Raw genomic sequence first — 18,670 nt, forward strand, 5'->3', positions numbered from 1 at the left:
ACCGCCTGCTGTGTCCCCGCGATCGGAACGGAAGGAACCGGGTCGGTCGCGACTGTGAACAGCGCTGAGCGCGGGCATCTTCGATGCGCTCGACAACACATTCTCGCGCATTCGGCGTCACTCGAGCCTGTTTCGGGTTTGCGGCCTCTTCGACCGCCCCGGCAGCGCCGGACGCCGGCCCGGTGATCGCGGCCGACCGACGATCAGAAATCAAGACAACCTCGGTAGTTCTGGGTGCGGCCACGCCAAGTGGCCGCACCCAGGCATTTCCGGGCCTCTCCGGCTACGCTGCCCCCGTGCGATTCGACGAAGGCGCGGGCCTGGACACCTCCGAGGTCGAGGACCTGCGCGGTGGCGGTGGCGGTATCGGCGGCCGGGTGGCCCTCGGCGGCGGCGGGCTCGGCGTGGTCGGTCTCGTCATCTACTTCCTCCTCTCCCAGTTCGGCGGCGTGAGCCTGAACCCGTCCTCGGGCGGACTCGGCGGCCTGGGCGCGGTGGGTTCCGGGCAGCAGACGGACAACACGTCGCTGGCACAGGAGTGCAAGACCGGCGCGGACGCGAACCGCAACCACGATTGCGCGATCGTCGCCATCATCAACTCGATCCAGGACTACTGGGGCCAGGAATTCCAGCGGTCCGGGTCGACCTACCGCAAGGCCGTCACGAACTTCTTCAACGGCGGCGTGAACACGGCCTGCGGCAACGCGACCTCCGACGTCGGGCCGTTCTATTGCCCCGGCGACTCCGAGGTCTACATCGACCTCGGCTTCTTCAACGAACTCCGCACCAAGTTCGGCGCGCAGGGCGGGCCGTTCGCGGAGGCGTACGTACTGGCCCACGAATACGGGCACCACGTCCAAAACCTCACCGGAGTGTCCAAAAAGGGCACCGGGAGCGGGCCGACGTCGGGATCGGTGCGGCTCGAACTGCAGGCCGACTGCTACGCCGGCGTCTGGGCGAACCACGCCACGACCACGCCGACCGAAACCGGGCGGCCGCTGATCAGCGAGATCAGCCAGGAGGATCTCAACTCCGCGCTGGACACGGCCTCACGGATCGGCGACGACTACATCCAGTCCAAGCTGGGCGGCGGCCGCGTCGACGAGTCGAAGTTCAGCCACGGCACTTCGGCGCAGCGGAAGAAGTGGTTCACCACCGGCTTCCAGACCGGCCAGCCCGCGCGGTGCGACACCTTCGCGACGAACAGCCTGGGCTGACCCCGCCCTCACCACGTGCCATGAAAGGCCCGTTACTTGCAAATTTTGCAAGTAACGGGCCTTTCATGGCACTTCAGAGGTACTACGCGGCGACGTGACCGTGCGCGTCGTCAGCGTGGATGGAAGCCTTCATGCTCTTCTGCTTGGACCGCTCGGCCGCGCGAACGGCCTTCGCCTTCGCGGCCTTGCCACCCGGGACACCGTTGATGTTCTCGGTGCTGGTCGCGTACACGCCCAGCGCCCAGGCGACGGCGTCGGAGTTGCGGTCGAGCGCGACGCGGTCGACGTTGCCGAGGTTGTCGCACGCCTGGTGGTAGCACTTGTCGTAAGGAACGTTGGCGCTACCGCCCCACTTCGCCGCCTGCGCGGCGGTCTTCACGCCTTCGGCGCCGGTGAACAGGCCACCCGCCGGGATGCCGACGGCGATGAACTGGCCGTAGTCCGAACGACCGGTGAAGTCCGTGCCCTCGACCGGGACGCCCTTGCCCTTCTCGAGGTAGTCCACGAGGGTCTTCTCGAGCTGCGCGGAACCGTAGGGGCCGGGGCCCGCACCGGTGGCGTCGGAGTCGTCACCGTCGTAGGCGAAGTACGCCGCGTTCGGCGAACCGATCATGTCGTAGTTCAGGTACAGCGCGACGTCGAGCTGCTGCTCGAAGCTCAGCGAGTTGACGTAGTGGGTCGAGCCGACGAGCCCGAACTCCTCCGCGCTCCACCAGCCGAAGCGGACGGCGTTGTTGACCTTGGCCTTGCCACCCAGCTGCAGGGCGGTCTCCAGCAGCGCGGCCGAACCGGTGCCGTTGTCGTTGATGCCGGGGCCCTCGGTGACGCTGTCGAGGTGCGCACCCAGCATCACGACGTTGTCCTTGCGACCGTTCTTGGTCTCGGCGAGGACGTTGTAGCTGGTCCGCGCCTCCTGGAAGGCACGCAGGTCGAGGGTGACCGAGGCGCCCGCCTTGGTCGCCAGCGCCTGGCCGTCGGCCTGGGTGATGCCACCGGTCGGGATCTTGCCCGCGGCCGGGTCGCCCAGGGTGCCGTTGACCGGGCCCGGGACGTTGTTGTAGACGATCGCGCCGACGGCGCCGGCCTCGGCCGCGGTCGCCTGCTTCTGCGCGAAGGAGCAGCCACCGCGCTGGATCAGCGCGATCTTGCCGGTGACCCCGCCGGCGTAGTCGGCCGCTTCGCAGCCGCTGGTGTCGTCGACCGGGACCACCGCGAGCGGGGCGGTGATTCCACCGGCAGGCGTCGACGGGCTGTAGGACATGATGATGATCGGGACGTCGGCGCCCGCGACCGTCAGCCTCTCGGCGAGGGTCTCCGCGTAGGTGAACGGGAACTCCTGGCGAGTGACGGTGAAGCCCGCCTGCTCCAGCTTCGTGGCGACGTACTCCGCGGACTTCTTGTGCCCCTCGGTGCTCGCGGCGCGGCGGCCACCGTTCGCGTCCGAGATCCGCTGCAGCGCGATGAGGTGCCGGTTGACGTTGCCGACGTCGACCTTGTTGACGAGCTGCTTGGCCAGCGCGGGGCCGTCGATCTTCGGCGCGGCTGTCGCAGCGGGAGCCATTCCGACCGTGAGCGCGGCGGTGGCCGCCACCACGATCGAGGGAACGATGCTTCTTCGCGAATATGACATGAGCGTCACCTTTGTGTGGTTTGCGCCATAGGTCAACCGACGTTCGGCGGACTTCCTATCACTTGGATAGGGTCGGTTGTATGTACGCGATCACCATCCGTGAGCCCGGCGATCCCGATGTTCTCGAATGGACCGAGGTGGCCGATCCGATAGCGGGCGAAGGCGAAGTCGTCATCGACGTCGCGGCGAGCGCGGTCAACCGTGCTGACCTGCTGCAACGCCAGGGTCTTTACCCTCCTCCGCCGGGTGCCAGCGAAATTCTCGGCCTCGAATGTTCGGGCACCGTCGCCGAAATCGGCGAAGGCGTCGAAGGATGGCAAATCGGCGATGAAGTTTGTGCTTTGCTCGCCGGTGGCGGCTACGGGGAAAAGGTCGCCGTCCCGGCCGGACAACTGCTTCCGCTGCCCGCCGAAGTCGAATTGCTCGCGGCCGCCGGACTGCCCGAAGTCGCGTGCACGGTTTGGGCGAATGTGGTCATGCACGCCCGGTTGTCCGAAGACGAGGTGCTCCTCGTCCACGGCGGGGCGGGCGGCATCGGCACGCACGCGATCCAGGTCGCCAAGGCGCTCGGCGCGACGGTCGCGGTGACGGCGGGCTCGGAGGAGCGGCTGGAGAGCTGCCGTCAGCTCGGCGCCGACATCGCGATCAACTACAAGGAGCAGGATTTCGTCGAGGTCCTGCGCGCCGAGACCGGCGGCGCGAACGTCGTCCTCGACAACATGGGCGCGAAGTACCTCGACCGCAATATCGACGTGCTGGCCATGGACGGCAGGCTCGTCGTCATCGGCATGATGGGCGGGGTCAAGGGTGAGCTCAACATCGGCAAGCTGATGGGCAAACGCGGCAGCGTCTACGGCGCCGGCCTTCGGTCGCGTCCGCTGGAGCAGAAGGCGGCGATCGTCGCCGACGTGCGCGAGCGGTTGTGGCCGTTGGTGGGGCAAGGTTCGGTGAAGCCGATCGTCGGCCAGGTCGTCCCGATGGCCGAAGCGTCTTCGGCGCACCGCGCGCTCGAAGAAGGCACGGTTTTCGGCAAGGTTCTCTTGGCCGCGAAGTCCTAGCGGATCTCTTCGAGCACCCGGACGAGCTGATTGACCTCGAAGACGTTCGAGTAGTGCGCGAGGCCGATCCGCACGGCGCCGCCGACTTCGGCGGCGCCCAAGGATCCGAAGACCCCGCTCGTGCCGTCGTCGGCGAACGCGCAGAGTCCCTGGGACGCCAGGTACTCCGCGACCTCGGGCGACTTCTTGCCCGCGACGGCGAAGGCGAGCGCGGGGATCCGCCGCATGGCGTCGCCGATGACCATGACGTGCCGCAGCGAACGCAGCTCTGTGGACAGTTGCGCCAGAAGTCCCGCGTGGTACGACTTCGCCGAGCCCAGCGACGTCACCAGCCGCTCGCGCCGTGAGCCCATCGCCGCGTCGTCCAAGCCGGCCAGGTAGTCGATCGACGCGATGAGCCCGGCCAGCAACGGGTACGCGTGCGGCCCGAGTTCCATCCGCGCCGGCCCGCGGGCGGCCGGGTCGAGCGAGACCGACGGCAGGCGTTCGAGCAGTTCGGGATCGCGGAAGACCAGCGCCCCCACCGACGGTCCGCCCCAGGCCTGCGCCGAAACCACCATGACGTCCGCGCCGAGCGCGTTGAGGTCCAGTGGCACGAACGGCGCCGCGTACGTGGCGTCGACGACGACCAGCGCGCCGACGCGTTTGGCGAACTCGATCACCGTCGGGACGTCGGGCCGGGTGCCGACCGAACCGGACGCCAGCGTGACCGCGACGGCCTTCGTGCGCGCGGAAACGAGGTTCTCGTACTGCCAGGCGGGCAGCTCGCAGGTCTCGATGTCGATCTCGCCCCAGCGCACGACGGCGCCGACGCGTTTGGCGGCGCGGCGCCACGGCGCGAGGTTGGCCTCTTCGTCCAGCCGGGAGACGACGACTTCGTCACCGATCGTCCAGCGGTCGGCCATCGCGTCGACGAGGCGGCGGATCAGATCGGGCGCGTTGGGTCCGAGCACGACTCCGGCCGGGTCGGCGCCGACCAGGTCGGCGACCGCCCGGCGAGCGGCCGTGACAATGCTTTCCGCACGCTGGGAGGCCGGAAAGGCTCCGCCCGGCCCCGACACCGGAGCGCGCATGGCCGTGGATACGGCCGAAGCGACCTGTTCAGGTACGAGCATTCCGGCGGCGCCGTCGAAGTGAATCCAGCCGTCACCCAGCGCGGGAAACAACCCACGGATACGAGCGACGTCGAACGCCATGGGGACACCGTACGGACGTGCGGTTTGGCGCTTTACCCGGGGTTGGGTGCTCGACCACGGGGCGCGACGATTCCCGCTACGCTCGGAGACGGCGCCGAAAACCGCGCTGCGCTTTGTGCCGGACGTAGGCCAGGATGGAGCACATGACCGACCCTGATTTCCGTGAATCGACCACTCCCGGTGATGGTGGCGGGGACTCTTCACCCCACGTGGTGGTCGTCGGTCCCGACGGCACTCCGGTCGGCACCGCGCGCCTCGGCTCCGGCGAGCAGGGCGAAGGCGAGGAGTCGCTCGGCGACCTCGTCGAAGAGCCCGCCAAGGTGATGCGGATCGGCACGATGATCAAGCAGCTGCTGGAGGAGGTCCGCGCCGCACCGCTGGACGACGCCAGCCGCACCCGCGTGCGCGAGATCCACCAGACCTCGATCCGCGAGCTGGAACAGGCCCTGGCGCCCGAGCTGCAGGACGAGCTGGAGCGGCTGGTCCGTCCCTTCACCGAGAACTCGACGCCGTCCGACGCCGAACTGCGCATCGCGCAGGCTCAGCTCGTCGGCTGGCTGGAAGGGCTGTTCAGCGGCATACAGACCGCGTTGTTCGCGCAGCAGATGGCCGCGCGGGTGCAGCTGGAACAGATGCGCCGCGGCCTCCCGGCCGGTCCTTCCGCGGGCGGCGCCCTGGGTGGTCCCGGGGCCGGCGGCGAGGCACACGGGCCGGGACAGTACCTCTGACGCTCACGAGCGCGCTATGAACGGCCCGTTCCTTGCAAATTTCGCAAGGAACGGGCCGTTCATAGCACTCGGGGGTTGCGCAGCGGACGGAAGAACGTCCGCAGGTCCTCGATGAGCAGGTCCGGCACCTCCAGCCCCGGGAAGTGGCCGCCACGGTCCTGAATGGACCAGTGCACGATGTTCTCGGTGCGCTCGGCGAGGTGCCGGAGCGGGAGAGCGGTGTCCTTCGGGAACACGGCGACCCCGGTGGCCACAGTGGGTTTCGAGGACACAGTGGACGTCGGCGGCTCCGCGGCCCAGGCCCCGCCCTGCGCGGCGTAAATCCGCGAAGACGAGTTCGCCGTGCCGGTGAGCCAGTAGAGCATCGCGTTGGTCAGCAGATCGTCGCGATCGATCGCGTCCTCGGGTGCGTCGCGCGAGTCCGAAGAGGACTTGAACTTCTCCACCAGCCACCCGAGCTGTCCGGCCGGGGAGTCGGTGAGCCCGTAGGCAAGCGTTTGCGGCTTGGTCGACTGGATCATCGCGTAGCCCAGCTCGCCGGTCCGGAAGTCCCGCGCGCGGGCCAGCGCCGCCTCACCCCGCGCGAGCTCGGCGCCGGTGAGGCCGTCGAGATCGGCCTCGGACCTCGGCACCGCGCTCGGCAGCATCGTCAGATGCGTGCCGATCACCCGCTCCGGACACCGCACCCCCACCTCGCGTGACACGATCGCGCCCCAGTCGCCGCCGTGCAGCCCGAACCGCTCGTACCCGAGCCGCGACATCAGCACCGGCCAAGCACCCGCGATCCGATCGGCACCCCAGCCCGCCTCCCTCGTCGGCCCCGAGAAACCGAACCCCGGCAGCGACGGCACGACGACGTGGAACGCGTCCTCCGGTTCACCGCCGTAGGCCCGCGGATCGGACAGCGGGCCGATGACGTCCAGGAACTCCACCAGGGACCCCGGCCAGCCGTGCGTGAGCACCAGCGGCGTCGCGGCCGGCTCCGGCGACCGGGCGTGCAGGAAGTGGACGTCGGCGCCGTCGATATTCGTCATGAAGCCCGGGAAACCGTTGAGGCGCTCCTCGTGAGTGCGCCAGTCGTAACGGAGGCGCCAGTACTCGACGAGGTCTTGGAGGTACCCGAGCGGCGTCCCGAGCCCCCAGCCCACGCCGTCGATCTCGTCGGGCCAGCGCGTATTCGCCAGGCGGGCGGCGAGATCGTCGAGGTCGCGCTGGGGAACGGCGATCTTGAACGGCGAGAGGGTCATGCCGACGACGGTAGGGACGATCGAGGACGACCGCGGTCCTCAGCCTCCCGGAAGTTGGGCACGCAGTCGATCGAGCCAGCGGCCGACGGTGTCCTCGTACCGGCCCGGGTCGTTCCGGCGCTGCGCGTCGCCGACCGACTCGGCGAGGGCGGCTCGGATCCGCGAAGCGTGCTCCGGCAGCGCGAGGACCTCTTGGAAGTAGCCCTCGCGCATCTGCACGTCCGCGACCAGTTCGTAGTCCCGGGCCGCGTCGGGGACGACGAGCCCGTACGCCTGGCCGGGAGTGGCGCCGGGCCCGCGAGCGGTGACGACGATGACCGTCGGACGAGCGGCCTTGACGACGTCGGTCGGCTGGGCACCGTGCGCGATGGCCTCGTCGTTCAGCCCGATGTAGTCGATCGACCTCCAGCCGCTGTAGTACGGGATCGCACCCGCGTCGGAGACCGCGAGGCTCCGCGCCGTCGCCGGGACCTGGGCGTTCGCGAGGCCCTTCCCGATGGCGACGTGGGCACGCTGGAGGTCGGGACCGTAGTTGGCGATCACCGGCAGATCCGCCGATTCGGCGCCGGTGAACGCGACCCAGCCGACCGCCACCGTGCCGACCACGGCGGCGACCCACCGGCGGCCGAGCTGCGCCATCGCCAGCCCCGCGCCGAGACACAGCACCGGGAACGCGTGGAAGGCGAACCGGTGCAGGTAGTCCATGGTCGGCCCGGACACCGCGTAGGTCATGCCGGTCAGCAGGACGACCGAGCACAGGATCAGGCCCGATCCCCGGCTCGCCTTCCGGAACAGCAGGAACACGGTCAGGGCCAGCAGCGGAAGGACGAGCCAGAGGGTCGTCTCCAGCCAGATCGATCCGGCGTCGAGGTTGCCGAACTTGACGTAGAAGGTGTTCGGGAACAGATGTCCGAAGTACGTCCACCGCCAGACGAAGTACCCGCCGCCGACGACGGCCACCGCGGCCACCAGCGCCCACGTCCGGCCGCGTTTCCGGCCGAGCCACACCCAGACCAGGAAGGCGGGGAACGTCGCGAGCACGCCCTCGGGCCGGATCATGCCGGCGAGCAGCAACAGCAACGGCGGTTCCCACTCGCGCACCGCGCGGTTCCCGACCAGGTTCACGCCGACGATCGCGGCGCGCAGGACGACCGCCGCGAACGCGATGGTCTCCAAGCCCGCGGTGACGTGGAAGTAGGTCGGCACGAACAGCAGGAGCGCGCCGCCGGCCACGAGCGCGCCGAGGACGCCGGCCGCGCGGTGCCCGGCGCGGACCAGCATCACGAGGATCAGGCCGCCCAGGACGACGGACGTCACCTTGGCGACGGTCTCCAGGGGCAGGCCGGCGAGAGCGAACGGGACGTGCCAGAGCATCCAGAGGAAGTTCGTGAAGCCCTCGATCGGATCCTCGCCCACGTTCCACACGGGACCGTGGCCGTCCGCCATGTTCGCGGAGTACCGGAAGGTGATGAAGGCGTCGTCGATGGTGAGGAACCAGGCCGCCCAGCAGCCGACGAGGAAGAGCGCTCCGAAACCCAGCAGGACGGTGAGAAGCCCTCGGCGCGACCTCGGTTCCGGGACGGCGTCGGTCTCACTTCGCTCCGCCGTGGTCGTCATTCCGCCATCCTCGTCTTCTCCAGTCGGTCCAGCATCCGATCGACTCCCCGGCCGTCCACAAGAGCCATCGAAACCGTGGAAAGACCGTTACGCACGACGGTGTCCGACAGCAGGGATTCGAGCGTCTCGACGGCCTTACCGTCGACGATGGTAGGGACGATCGAGGACGACCGCAGTCTTCGATCCGAAGGTCAGACCGGATCTTCGCTCGAACCCCGACCCGTCATCAGGTCGGCGATATCCTCGACCCATTCCTGTTCCGCTTCCCGGCCCTCGCTCACTTCGATGCTCGGCTTTCTGCCGCCGGTAGGCAGGCAACGCTCTACCCGGTCCAGCACGCGGTCCACACCGCCGCCGTCCACAACGGACGCCGCTGTCTCCGAGAGCCGCCGCCGCACGCCTGGATCCCGCAGCAAGGTCCGCAGCGTCTCGACGGCCCCGGCGTCCAGCGCCGCCGCGCTCCCCAGGCCGGCCACCAGCCCGAGGTCCAGTGCGCCTCGGTAACCCGTCGCCTGGTTGCCGACCAGCTGCACGACGCCGGTCGGGACGCCGAGGTAGCACAGCTCCAGCAGCGTGACACCGGCCGCGCTCACCGCCACGTCCGTCTCAGCCAGCAGATCCAGCAGGCCGGGCCCGGGCGGCGCGATGCGGAATTCCTGCCCGGGCAAGGCCTCCGGCACAACCGGTTCGCCGCGCACGAGCACATCGGCGACGAACGGCAGCTCCGTGTCGCGCAAGGCGTGTAGGAGCGCGCTGACCGTCGCGGCCCACTCGGTCCCGCCGCCGAGCACCACAGTCACGTGTGGCCGCTCCGCAGCTTTACGACCGCCACGCATACTCCGCGCGTACTGGAACGTCTCTCGCAACGGCGCGTAGGCCACACCCCTGAGCAGCTCACCCGAGCCGTCGTCAGGCCGCGGTGCGGGCGCGAAGCCACTGTCGACGACGATGTCCGCCGCGCGCCTGCCGAAAACGTCGTCCTCGAGGGAGACCAGGAGAGCTCCGGCGGCGTTCACCTCGTCACGCAGTTCGCCCAGGCCGTAGTGGTCGACGAGCACCACGTCGAAGTCTTCGGCCAGCACGTCCAGCTGGGTATCTTTCAGCACCGGCACGAACAGGTGGTCAAACCGGGACACCAGCCATTCGGCGTTGTCCACCCGACCGGAGAACACGACCTCCCAGCCCCGCGCGACGGCGCGTTCGGCGTAGGCGACCATGCGCGAGATGTGGCCCGCGCCGATCGTGGGGGAAGCGTCCGCCCGCAGCAGCAGGCGGGTCATCGACCGACCTTCTTCTGTTCGACGTGCGCGTTGAGCGCCGTCAGATCGGGGCGGCGACGAAGTAGTGCGACCACTTCACGCCAGTCACCGACCCGGTCGCCGAGTTCGGCCACGATTCCTTCGATGACGGCCCAATCCTCCGGCGTGTCCAGCGTCACGCGCAGGTCGTCGGCGGCCGGGCTGACCACGATCCCGGCGCAGGAGTACCGCTCGGGGTCCGCGTAGATCCCGGACGTGACGTGCTCGCGGTCGGCGCCCCGGGCGGTCTCGATCTGCTCGGCGAGCACCCCGGCGCGGACGAGTTCGGCGTCGAAGCCACGCGGGAAGGTCCGCACCAGCACGGTGCTCAGATAGTCGAGGGACGGCTGGGCCCGCCATTGCGCCACGAGCTGGCCGATGAGCCCCGGGTCCAGCAGCGGGCAGTCCGCGGTCAGGCGCACCACGGCGTCGGCCGGGTACGACTCGACGGCCACCGCGAACCGGGCGAGGACGTCGTCGAGCGGTCCCCTGGCGACCAGCGCGCCCTGCCGGCTCGCCTCCTCCGCCACGGCGTCGTCGTCCGGCTGATCCGAAGTGGCGACCACCACATTGTCGATCCCCGGCGCGGCCGCGGCGGCCCGGACGACCCAGCCCAGCACACTCCTGCCCGCCAGCGGACGGAGCACTTTGCCAGGTAGCCGGGTCGAGGATGCCCTCGCCTGGATGACGGCGTTGATGACGTGGGCCCTGGGGTCCGGATCCATGGGTGACATGATGGCCTGCGGCAGTAGCACCGAAACGCGGAGGTCAACGATGTCCGAGCTGGATGGCTCCAGCATCCTGCTCACCGGCGGGACCGGTTCGTTCGGCAAGGCGTTCATCACCTACGCCCTGGCCGAGCTGAACCCGCGACGGCTGGTCGTGCTCTCCCGCGATGAGCTCAAGCAGTACGAGGCGCGTCAGCAGTTCGGCGACGACCCGAGGTTGCGCTGGTTCATCGGCGACATCCGGGACCGCCGCCGCCTCGAGCGCGCGATGCACGGGGTCGACTACGTGGTGCACGCCGCCGCTCTCAAGCAGGTCGACACGGGTGAGTACAACCCGTTCGAATTCGTGCAGACGAACGTCGTCGGCTCGCAGAACGTCATCGAGGCCGCGATCGACACGGGCGTGAAGAAGGTCGTCGCGCTGTCGACCGACAAGGCGTCCAGCCCGATCAACCTCTACGGCGCCACGAAGCTGTGCGCCGACCGGATGTTCATCAGCGCGAACCACTACGCCGCGACGCATCCGACCCGGTTCTCCGTGGTCCGCTACGGCAACGTGATGGGCTCCCGCGGCAGCGTGATCCCATTCTTCCGCGCGCTCGCGGCCAAGGGCGAGTCGCTGCCGATCACGCATAAGGAGATGACCCGCTTCTGGATCACGCTCCCGCAGGCCGTGCAGTTCGTGGTCGACTCGTTCGACCAGATGAACGGCGGCGAGCTGTACGTGCCGCGGATCCCGAGTATGCGGCTGGTCGAGCTCGCGCAGGCCATCGCGCCCGGTTCGCCGATGCACGAGGTCGGCATCCGCCCCGGCGAGAAGCTGCACGAGGAGATGATCGCGCCGGACGACGCCCGCCGGACCGTGCGGCTGACCGACCGTTACGTCGTCCAGCCGCATATCGCGGGCTGGGGCTACGAGCCGCCGTCGGGCGGCGAAGCCGTACCGGAGAGCTTCGCGTACCGCTCGGACACCAACGACCTGTGGCTCGACGCCGACGAGCTGCGGAGCCTGGTCGAGCAGTATGGCTGACTTTTTGCCCTACGGCCGTCAGTCCATTTCGGACGAGGACATCGCCGCGGTCACCGAAGTCCTGCGCGGCGACTGGCTGACCACCGGCCCGGCCGTCACGCGGTTCGAAGAGGACCTCGCCGAGCACACCGGCGGCACGCCCGCCGTGGCGGTCACCTCGGGCACGGCGGCACTGCACGTCGCCTACGCGGCAGCCGGGATCGGCCCTGGTGACGAGGTCGTCACCTCGCCGATGACGTTCGTCGCCACCGCCGCGACCGCCGCGCTGCTCGGCGGCAAGGTCGTGTTCGCCGACGTCGACGCGGACACCGGGAACCTCGATCCGGCCGCGGCTTCGGCCGCGGTCACCTCGCGGACCAAGGTCGTCGCGGCCGTCGACTACGCCGGTCACCCGGCGGCGTTGGACGAACTCGGCCGCATCGCGCACGACAACGGCGCGCTGCTGTTGGAGGACGCCGCGCATTCCGTCGGCGGCAGCTGGCAAGGCAGGCCTGTCGGCTCACTCGCCGACCTCACCACGTTCTCCTTCTTCCCCACCAAGAACCTCACCACGGCCGAAGGGGGCGCCGTGGTGACGGGTTCGGACGAGCTGCTGGCGCGCGCCCGCGGCTTCCGCAATCACGGGCTGGTGCGGGACAAGGCGGCGCAGCGCTACCCCGACGAGGGCGCTTGGCACCAGGAGGTGCACGAGTTCGGCCTCAACTACCGGTTGCCGGATGTGTTGTGCGCCTTGGGAAGCAGCCAGCTGCGACGGCTCGCCGAATTCAAGGTGCGCCGCGCCGAGATCCACGCGCGCTACACCGCCGCACTGTCCTCTTTGGATGGCGTTTCGACACCGGCGGTGCTCGACGGCGCGGACCCGGTGTGGCATCTGTATCCGCTGCGGGTCCTCGAAGGACGTCGCCGCGCACTGTTCGATCACTTGCGCGCCAAGGGAATCGGCGTTCAGGTCAACTACATCCCCGCGTACTGGCATCCGGTGTTCGAGGACCTCGGGTACCGGCGGGGGCTGTGCCCGAACGCGGAGCTGTACTACAGCCAGGAGCTTTCGCTGCCGCTGTTCCCGGCGTTGACCGACGCCGACGTGGACCGCGTCATCGACGAGGTCCACGCCTTCTTCGGCTGAGAGCGGGTCGTGAGTGGCGATGCGGGTTCTAACCCGAATCGTCACTCAAGACCACCTGGACCGAGCGGTCCCGCTAGATCAGGCCCCAGGTGAGCGCGGTGCCCTTCGGGACGTCGGAGGCGAAGGTGCGGCCGAGCACGTTCACGATCTCCGCCGGCGCCAGCCCACCGGCCGGCCGGATCGAGCGGACGTTCTCCCGCGTCACGGTGTCCCCGGCACGCACGTCCTCGACGACGTAGAGGGAGCGACGCAACCGCAGGCCTTCCTTCTCGCTCTCGCGCGGCCCGATCACCGCCGAGCCCAGTGCCTCCCAGGCACGGTGCGACTCGGTGACCAGCGCGGCCAGTTCGGCGGGCTCCAGGGAGAAGTCCGAGTCGACGCCGCCGTCGCTCCTGGCCAGGGTCACGTGCTTCTCGATGGCGACCGCGCCGAGCGCGACGGCCGCGAGCGGTGCGCCGATGCCGGGCGTGTGGTCGGACAGGCCGACGAGCGTCCCGGTCACGCCCGCCAGGACGGGCAGCCCCCGCAGGTTGCTCTCGGAAGGAGACGCCGGGTAGCTGGCGGTGCAGCCGAGCACGATCAGCTGGTCGTTCCCGGCTTCACGCGCCGTCCGGACCGCGGCGTCGATTTCGGCGACACTCGCCATCCCGGTCGAGATGATGAGCGGCTTGCCGGTCTTCGCGCACAGTTCGACCAGCGGCAGGTCGACGATCTCCGACGACGCGATCTTGTACGCGGGCGCGTCCAGGGACTCCAGCAGGTCGACGGCGGTGGGGTCGAACGGGCTGGAGAAGATCTCGAGACCCCGGGCACGGGCACGTTCGAACAGCGGCTCGTGCCATTCCCACGGGGTGTGGGCGCGCTCGTAGAGCTTGTAGAGGTTCTCGCCGCCCCAAAGCGAATGCGAGTCGCTGACCCGGAACGCGGGGGTGTCCACGTCGATGGTGATCGTGTCCGGCCGGTACGTCTGGAGTTTGACCGCCTGCGCCCCGGTTTCGGCGATCGCGTCGACGATCTCCAGCGCCCTGTCCAGCTCGCCGTTGTGGTTGCCGGACATTTCGGCGATGACGAACGGCGGATGCCCGGCTCCGATGCGGTGCGCGCCGATCCGGACTTCCTGTGCTGACATGGACGAAACGCCTCCCTGACGACGGTCTGGTCAGAGCACAGTCTTACGCAGCTTCCGGAATCCGTCGACGGCAGGCGAGGTCTCGGTGTACCCCGCCCGGTCGAAGAGCGCGGCCGACGCCGCGTTGTCCTGGTGTACGGCGGCCAGCACCATCCGCACCCGGTGACCGGCGGTGAAGGCCCGCTCCCCCTCCGCCAGAACCGCGCCCGACAAGCCGCGGCCCCGGCTTTCCGGCGCGACGGTGATGCTGATCTCCCAGACGCCCTCGTCCTCGCGATCGAACCGGACGGTGCCCACCGGGCTCCCGTCGAGTTCGACGACGTACAGCACCCTCTCGGGCGATTCGAGTACCCCACGCAGCCAGGCCGAATGCTCGTCGAGTGCGACGACGCCGGACGAGCGCGACGCTTGACGAGTCCGAGGGTCGTTCCGCCACTCCAGCAGCAGCCCCGCGTCGGCCTCCGTGGCCTCTCGGGCCCGCACCGGCTACTGGACCTGGTCGGCGGTCTCGCGCTGCTGGTCCTCGAGGCGGCGCAGCCGGTCCTCGTACCGGGCGATCCCGGCCAGCCGGACCCGGATCTGCGCGTGCTGACGCTGGATCTCCTGGATGAGGGTGCGCGCCTCGGCCAAGTCCGGCTTGTCGGCGTGCACCGGCAGGGACAGCGACTCGCGCAGGTCCTCCAGCTGGGCTTCCTGGGCCGCGACGCTCGGGATGAGGCGGTCCAGCTCGGCGCGGGTCCAGCGCAGGTCGCCGCGCGCGTGCTCGAGGCCGCTTTCGGCGCCGTCGAGACGGCGGCGGTGGTCCGCGGTGGCGTGTTCGAGTTCGTTGACGCGGCCGTTGAGGTCGCGGAGCCGCTCGTCGATCCGGAAGTCGATGAGCCGGGCGATCCGGCCGATCACGCCGCTGCGGAGTTTCTGCACTGCCATGGGTGGTTCCTTCTCGGGGTGAGCTGGCTGCGGTTCAGCGCAGGAGTTCGGTTTCGCCGGTCTTCGTCCAAGAGTCCAGGAGCCTGCCCTCGGCCGCGATCTGGTGTTCCGGCCCGACGATGCAGGAGTCGCCCGCGGCGTGCTCCCAGTGTGTCTGGTCCGGGTCGTCGATGAACGAGAACCCGGAGAGGATCAGGTTCGCGTGCGGGAACGACGTGCGCGCGATCCAGGCGGCCAGCGTCCCGGTGGTCGACCACAGGCCCTCTTCGCGGCTCGGCAGGCCGAGCGCGTCGGAAAGCGGCAGGACGACCTCGCGGTTCGGCACCGGCACGTACCCGAGGTCCGCGGGCCACCAGCCCGGGATGTCCTCCGGCTCCCAGTGCATCCGTCCCGGCTCGACCAGCAGGTAGAGCCGCTTGCGGTAGTCACGGAAGACGTGCTTCGTGGCGCGGACGGCGCGGTTGAACACGACGACGTGCACCCGGCTGCCGACGGTCTCCGGTCCGCCCGGCTCGTCCACGACGAAACCGTTGACCCGGATCACGAGGTCGCAGGCGTCGATGGCCTTCGCCCGCCGGGGGTCCGGCGGCAGCGGCTGATTCCCGACCACGGCCACCGAACGGGGCTCCGGCCGGTCGGCGTATGCGGCGAGCAGATTGACCATCAGGCTCGCGTCGCCGAGTGCAGCAGTCATGAGGGCAGAAAGTACCAGCACACGCACCGCGTTCGGGTGCGAAGCCGACGGTAGCTTTCCGTGGTCGGGACGGGGTGCCCCAGCCACCATCGGCCCCATCGGTACCCTCGTTCCCGTGCATGCCACCAGCACGGTTCACGCCGCCGACGGTGCTGCGCCGACCTCGGTTCCGCCGATTTCGGACAGCAAGACCTTTTCGCGCGCGTTCGCCGACATCAAGACCGGTTTCGCCGCCAAAGAGCTGTGGGGACACCTCGGCTGGCAGGACATCAAGCAGCGCTATCGCCGCTCGGTGATCGGCCCGTTCTGGATCACCATCAGCCAGGGTGTCATCGCACTCGGCCTCGGACTCCTGTACTCACAGTTGTTCGGTATGCCGACGGCGACGTTCCTGCCCTACATCAGCACCGGGTTCATCATCTGGGGCTTCATCAGCGGCTGCCTGTCCGAGGGCATGGAGACCTTCATCTCCAACGAGGGACTGATCAAACAGCTCCCGGCGCCGCTTTCGGTCTACGTGCTGCGGACGGTGTGGCGCCAGACCCTGATGCTGGTGCACAACCTGATCGTCTACGTCATCGTCATCGCGATCTTCTTCACCGCGCTGAATCACCAGTACTCGCTGAACACCGGCAACTGCGATACGGGCTTCTCCGGCATCTGCCACCCCGGCATCGGCTGGTACTCGCTCACCGCGATCCCCGGTTTCTTCCTGCTCGCGCTCAACGCCGGCTGGGTCACCCTGCTGCTGGGCATCATCTCGACCCGCTACCGGGACATCCCGCAGGTGATCAACTCGATCATCCAGCTGCTCTTCTACATGACGCCGATCGTGTGGCCGATCGACCAGCTGATGGCGGGCGGCATGCGAGCCGCCACCTCGTGGGCACTGCCGTTCGTCTACGGCAACCCGTTGTTCCACTTCATCCAGATCGTGCGCGCACCGATGATCGGACAGGCCGTCAGCCCCTACAGCTGGGTGATCGTCGGTGGCATCACCGTCATCGGCTGGGGTCTCGCGCTGGTCGCGATGCGTAATTACCGTTCCCGCGTCTCTTATTGGGTGTGACAGATGGTCAGCATTGATGTGCACAACGCCTACGTCGACTTCCCGATCTTCGACGCGAAAACCCGCTCGCTGAAGAAGCGGGTGCTGGGCAAGGTCGGCGGCAAGATCGGCACCGAGAGCAAGGTGCCGATCATCGAAGCCCTCCACGACGTGACGCTCTCGCTGAAACAAGGCGACCGCGTCGGTCTGGTCGGCCACAACGGCGCCGGGAAGTCGACCCTGCTGCGGCTGCTCTCCGGGATCTACGAGCCCACCCGCGGCTCGGCGAAGATCTCCGGCAAGATCGCACCGGTCTTCGACCTCGGCATCGGCATGGACCCGGAGATCTCCGGGCTGGAGAACATCATCGTCCGCGGCCTGTTCCTCGGGATGACCGCGAAGGAGATGGAAGCGCGCGTCGACGACATCGCGGACTTCACCGAACTCGGTGACTACCTGCAGATGCCGTTGCGGACCTACTCGACCGGTATGCGCGTGCGGCTGGCGCTGGGCGTGGTCACCTCGATCGACCCGGAGATCCTGATCCTGGACGAGGGCATCGGCGCGGTCGACGCGGCGTTCCTCAACAAGGCGAAGGACCGGCTGAAGGACCTCGTGAAGCGGTCGGGCATCCTGGTGTTCGCCAGCCACTCGGACGAGTTCCTCTTCGAGCTCTGCGATTCCGCCATCTGGATGGACGAGGGGCATGTCAAGCAGCGTGGTTCGCTGCGTGACGTCCTCACCGGCTACAAGGGGCGCGACCCGTTCGAGAACATGAGCAAGGAGACACTGGAGCGGTTCGGCGTCGAGCCCGAGCCCGTGTCGCTGACGAACGGCGGTCAAGGATGACCAGCGAGACCCAGCAGTTGCCCGAAGGCGCCGTCGTCGGCGTCGTCGTCACGCGCCATCGGCGGGAACTGCTCGCGGACTCGCTCAAGGTGATCGCCGCGCAGACGCGGCCCGTCGACCACCTCGTGGTGGTCGACAACGGCCCGGACAAGTCGGCGCGGGACATCGTCGAGAACTACCCGCTTCCCTTCACGTACCTGCCTTCGCACCGCAACCTCGGCGGTGCGGGCGGGTTCGCGCTCGGCATGCTGCACGCGCTTTCACTGGGCGCGGACTGGATCTGGCTGGCCGACGACGACGGCCGCCCGGCCGACGAGAACGTGCTCGCGATCCTGCTGGACGAGGCCGAAAAGCGGAATCTGGCCGAGATCTCGCCGGTGGTGTCGAACATCGACGCGCCGGACAAGCTCGCTTTCCCGTTGCGGCGCGGGCTGACCTGGAAGCGTTCGTCGTCGGAGCTCGGTGTCGACTTCCTGCCCGGTATCGCCTCGCTGATGAACGGCGCGCTGTTCCGTGCGTCCACTTTGGACGTCGTCGGTGTGCCGGACCTGCGGCTGTTCTTCCGCGGCGACGAGGTCGAACTGCACCGGCGCCTGGTGCGCTCGGGGCTGCCGTTCGGTACCTCGCTCAAGACCGCGTACCTGCACCCGGACGGCTCGGACGAGTTCAAGCCGATGCTGGGCGGCCGGTTCCACGCGCAGGACCCGGAGAACGAGGTCAAGCGCTACTACACCTACCGCAACCGCGGATATCTGTTGTCGCAGCCGGGAATGCGCAAGATCGGCGCACTCGAAGTGATCCGGTTCGGCCTGTACTTCGTCGGCGTGAAGCGGGACCCGAAGGCGTTCCTGCAGTGGCTCAAGCTCGTGCGGCAGGGGCGCAAGGAAAAGTTCTTCCGCTACTGAGTGCTTCGGTCACCTCGTGCAATGAACGGCCCGTTACTTGCAAATTTTGCAAGTAACGGGCCGTTCATTGCACGCTCTGGTGTGTAGCGCTACTCGCCGATGACCGGCGGCGCGGTGCGCATGTCGGTACCGAAGACCTCGTCCGGGTCGCCCTCGACGAGGTAGGTCGGACGCTGGTGCTCGGTGTCTTCGTCCCCGTCGGCCTGCTGACCGCGGCCACCCATGCCGCCGCCCATACCGGGA

18 protein-coding genes are annotated in these 18,670 nt (G+C 68.7%); 8 read left to right on the forward strand and 10 right to left on the reverse strand.

The genetic code is table 11. From position 1 onward, the window contains the following. The first annotated feature begins 296 nt into the window (after positions 1-296). Positions 297-1,217, forward strand: a complete 921-nt coding sequence (ypfJ, locus tag H5J31_RS16645; protein ID WP_181773480.1) for a KPN_02809 family neutral zinc metallopeptidase — start codon at positions 297-299, stop codon at positions 1,215-1,217. Positions 1,218-1,299: 82 nt separating this feature from the next. On the opposite strand, the gene H5J31_RS16650 is transcribed toward ypfJ, so the two are convergent. Further along, positions 1,300-2,847: a M28 family metallopeptidase gene (locus tag H5J31_RS16650; protein WP_181773481.1), complete on the reverse strand. Its 1,548-nt coding sequence runs from the start codon at positions 2,845-2,847 to the stop codon at positions 1,300-1,302. Positions 2,848-2,927: 80 nt separating this feature from the next. On the opposite strand from H5J31_RS16650, the gene H5J31_RS16655 reads away from it, so the two are divergent. Continuing rightward, complete coding sequence (locus tag H5J31_RS16655) at positions 2,928-3,905, forward strand: NAD(P)H-quinone oxidoreductase (protein ID WP_181773482.1); 978 nt, start codon at positions 2,928-2,930, stop codon at positions 3,903-3,905. On the opposite strand, the gene H5J31_RS16660 is transcribed toward H5J31_RS16655, so the two are convergent. Then, positions 3,902-5,101, reverse strand: coding sequence for a cysteine desulfurase-like protein (locus H5J31_RS16660; RefSeq protein WP_181773483.1), 1,200 nt, complete (start codon positions 5,099-5,101; stop codon positions 3,902-3,904). The two genes, H5J31_RS16655 and H5J31_RS16660, sit on opposite strands and share 4 nt — an antisense overlap. A gap of 134 nt (positions 5,102-5,235) precedes the next feature. On the opposite strand from H5J31_RS16660, the gene H5J31_RS16665 reads away from it, so the two are divergent. Further along, on the forward strand, positions 5,236-5,829 hold the full coding sequence (locus H5J31_RS16665; protein WP_181773484.1) for a bacterial proteasome activator family protein: 594 nt from the start codon (positions 5,236-5,238) through the stop codon (positions 5,827-5,829). A gap of 59 nt (positions 5,830-5,888) precedes the next feature. On the opposite strand, the gene H5J31_RS16670 is transcribed toward H5J31_RS16665, so the two are convergent. The 4 genes from H5J31_RS16670 to H5J31_RS16685 all read right to left on the reverse strand — a co-directional run bounded on the left by H5J31_RS16670 (position 5,889) and on the right by H5J31_RS16685 (position 10,716). Then, positions 5,889-7,076 carry an epoxide hydrolase family protein gene (locus H5J31_RS16670; RefSeq protein WP_181773485.1) on the reverse strand — a complete coding sequence of 396 codons (1,188 nt, stop codon included), beginning with the start codon at positions 7,074-7,076 and terminating at the stop codon, positions 5,889-5,891. Positions 7,077-7,115: 39 nt separating this feature from the next. After that, entirely contained in the window at positions 7,116-8,693 is a 1,578-nt protein-coding gene (locus tag H5J31_RS16675) for a hypothetical protein (protein ID WP_181773486.1), read from the reverse strand. Between the two features lie 191 nt (positions 8,694-8,884). Then, positions 8,885-9,973, reverse strand: coding sequence for a spore coat protein (locus tag H5J31_RS16680; protein ID WP_236005134.1), 1,089 nt, complete (start codon positions 9,971-9,973; stop codon positions 8,885-8,887). Continuing rightward, positions 9,970-10,716, reverse strand: coding sequence for a cytidylyltransferase domain-containing protein (locus tag H5J31_RS16685; RefSeq protein ID WP_181773487.1), 747 nt, complete (start codon positions 10,714-10,716; stop codon positions 9,970-9,972). Before H5J31_RS16685 ends, H5J31_RS16680 begins: the two co-directional genes overlap by 4 nt. 49 nt (positions 10,717-10,765) lie before the next feature. On the opposite strand from H5J31_RS16685, the gene pseB reads away from it, so the two are divergent. Then, positions 10,766-11,749, forward strand: coding sequence for a UDP-N-acetylglucosamine 4,6-dehydratase (inverting) (gene pseB / locus H5J31_RS16690; protein WP_181773488.1), 984 nt, complete (start codon positions 10,766-10,768; stop codon positions 11,747-11,749). Continuing rightward, the gene (locus H5J31_RS16695; protein WP_181773489.1) at positions 11,742-12,875 is read left to right on the forward strand and encodes a DegT/DnrJ/EryC1/StrS family aminotransferase; all 1,134 of its coding nucleotides are present in this window, start codon (positions 11,742-11,744) and stop codon (positions 12,873-12,875) included. The genes pseB and H5J31_RS16695 overlap by 8 nt, the downstream gene beginning before the upstream one ends. A gap of 73 nt (positions 12,876-12,948) precedes the next feature. Here the strand turns inward: H5J31_RS16695 and pseI are convergent, their stop codons facing one another. The 4 genes from pseI to H5J31_RS16715 are packed head-to-tail and all read right to left on the reverse strand — an operon-like array spanning position 12,949 to position 15,595. Beyond that, complete coding sequence (gene pseI, locus H5J31_RS16700; RefSeq protein ID WP_181773490.1) at positions 12,949-14,004, reverse strand: pseudaminic acid synthase; 1,056 nt, start codon at positions 14,002-14,004, stop codon at positions 12,949-12,951. A gap of 30 nt (positions 14,005-14,034) precedes the next feature. Then, positions 14,035-14,487 (reverse strand): GNAT family N-acetyltransferase, encoded by a 453-nt coding sequence (locus tag H5J31_RS16705; protein ID WP_181773491.1) that lies wholly within the window; start codon positions 14,485-14,487, stop codon positions 14,035-14,037. Positions 14,488-14,490: 3 nt separating this feature from the next. After that, positions 14,491-14,931 (reverse strand): hypothetical protein, encoded by a 441-nt coding sequence (locus tag H5J31_RS16710; protein WP_181773492.1) that lies wholly within the window; start codon positions 14,929-14,931, stop codon positions 14,491-14,493. A gap of 34 nt (positions 14,932-14,965) precedes the next feature. After that, on the reverse strand, positions 14,966-15,595 hold the full coding sequence (locus H5J31_RS16715) for a hypothetical protein (RefSeq protein ID WP_181773507.1): 630 nt from the start codon (positions 15,593-15,595) through the stop codon (positions 14,966-14,968). Between the two features lie 145 nt (positions 15,596-15,740). Here H5J31_RS16715 and wzm point away from each other — a divergent pair, with 145 nt between their 5' ends. The 3 genes from wzm to glfT1 are packed head-to-tail and all read left to right on the forward strand — an operon-like array spanning position 15,741 to position 18,427. Further along, positions 15,741-16,694 (forward strand): galactan export ABC transporter permease subunit Wzm/RfbD, encoded by a 954-nt coding sequence (wzm, locus tag H5J31_RS16720; RefSeq protein ID WP_181773493.1) that lies wholly within the window; start codon positions 15,741-15,743, stop codon positions 16,692-16,694. A 3-nt stretch (positions 16,695-16,697) separates the two neighbouring features. Continuing rightward, positions 16,698-17,522 carry a galactan export ABC transporter ATP-binding subunit Wzt/RfbE gene (gene wzt / locus H5J31_RS16725; protein WP_181773494.1) on the forward strand — a complete coding sequence of 275 codons (825 nt, stop codon included), beginning with the start codon at positions 16,698-16,700 and terminating at the stop codon, positions 17,520-17,522. Then, positions 17,519-18,427, forward strand: a complete 909-nt coding sequence (gene glfT1 / locus H5J31_RS16730) for a galactofuranosyltransferase GlfT1 (RefSeq protein ID WP_181773495.1) — start codon at positions 17,519-17,521, stop codon at positions 18,425-18,427. The genes wzt and glfT1 overlap by 4 nt, the downstream gene beginning before the upstream one ends. Positions 18,428-18,670 lie beyond the last annotated feature (243 nt).

Origin of the sequence: Amycolatopsis pittospori, assembly GCF_013870525.1 — a bacterium.
Classification (GTDB): Bacteria; Actinomycetota; Actinomycetes; order Mycobacteriales; family Pseudonocardiaceae; genus Amycolatopsis; species Amycolatopsis pittospori.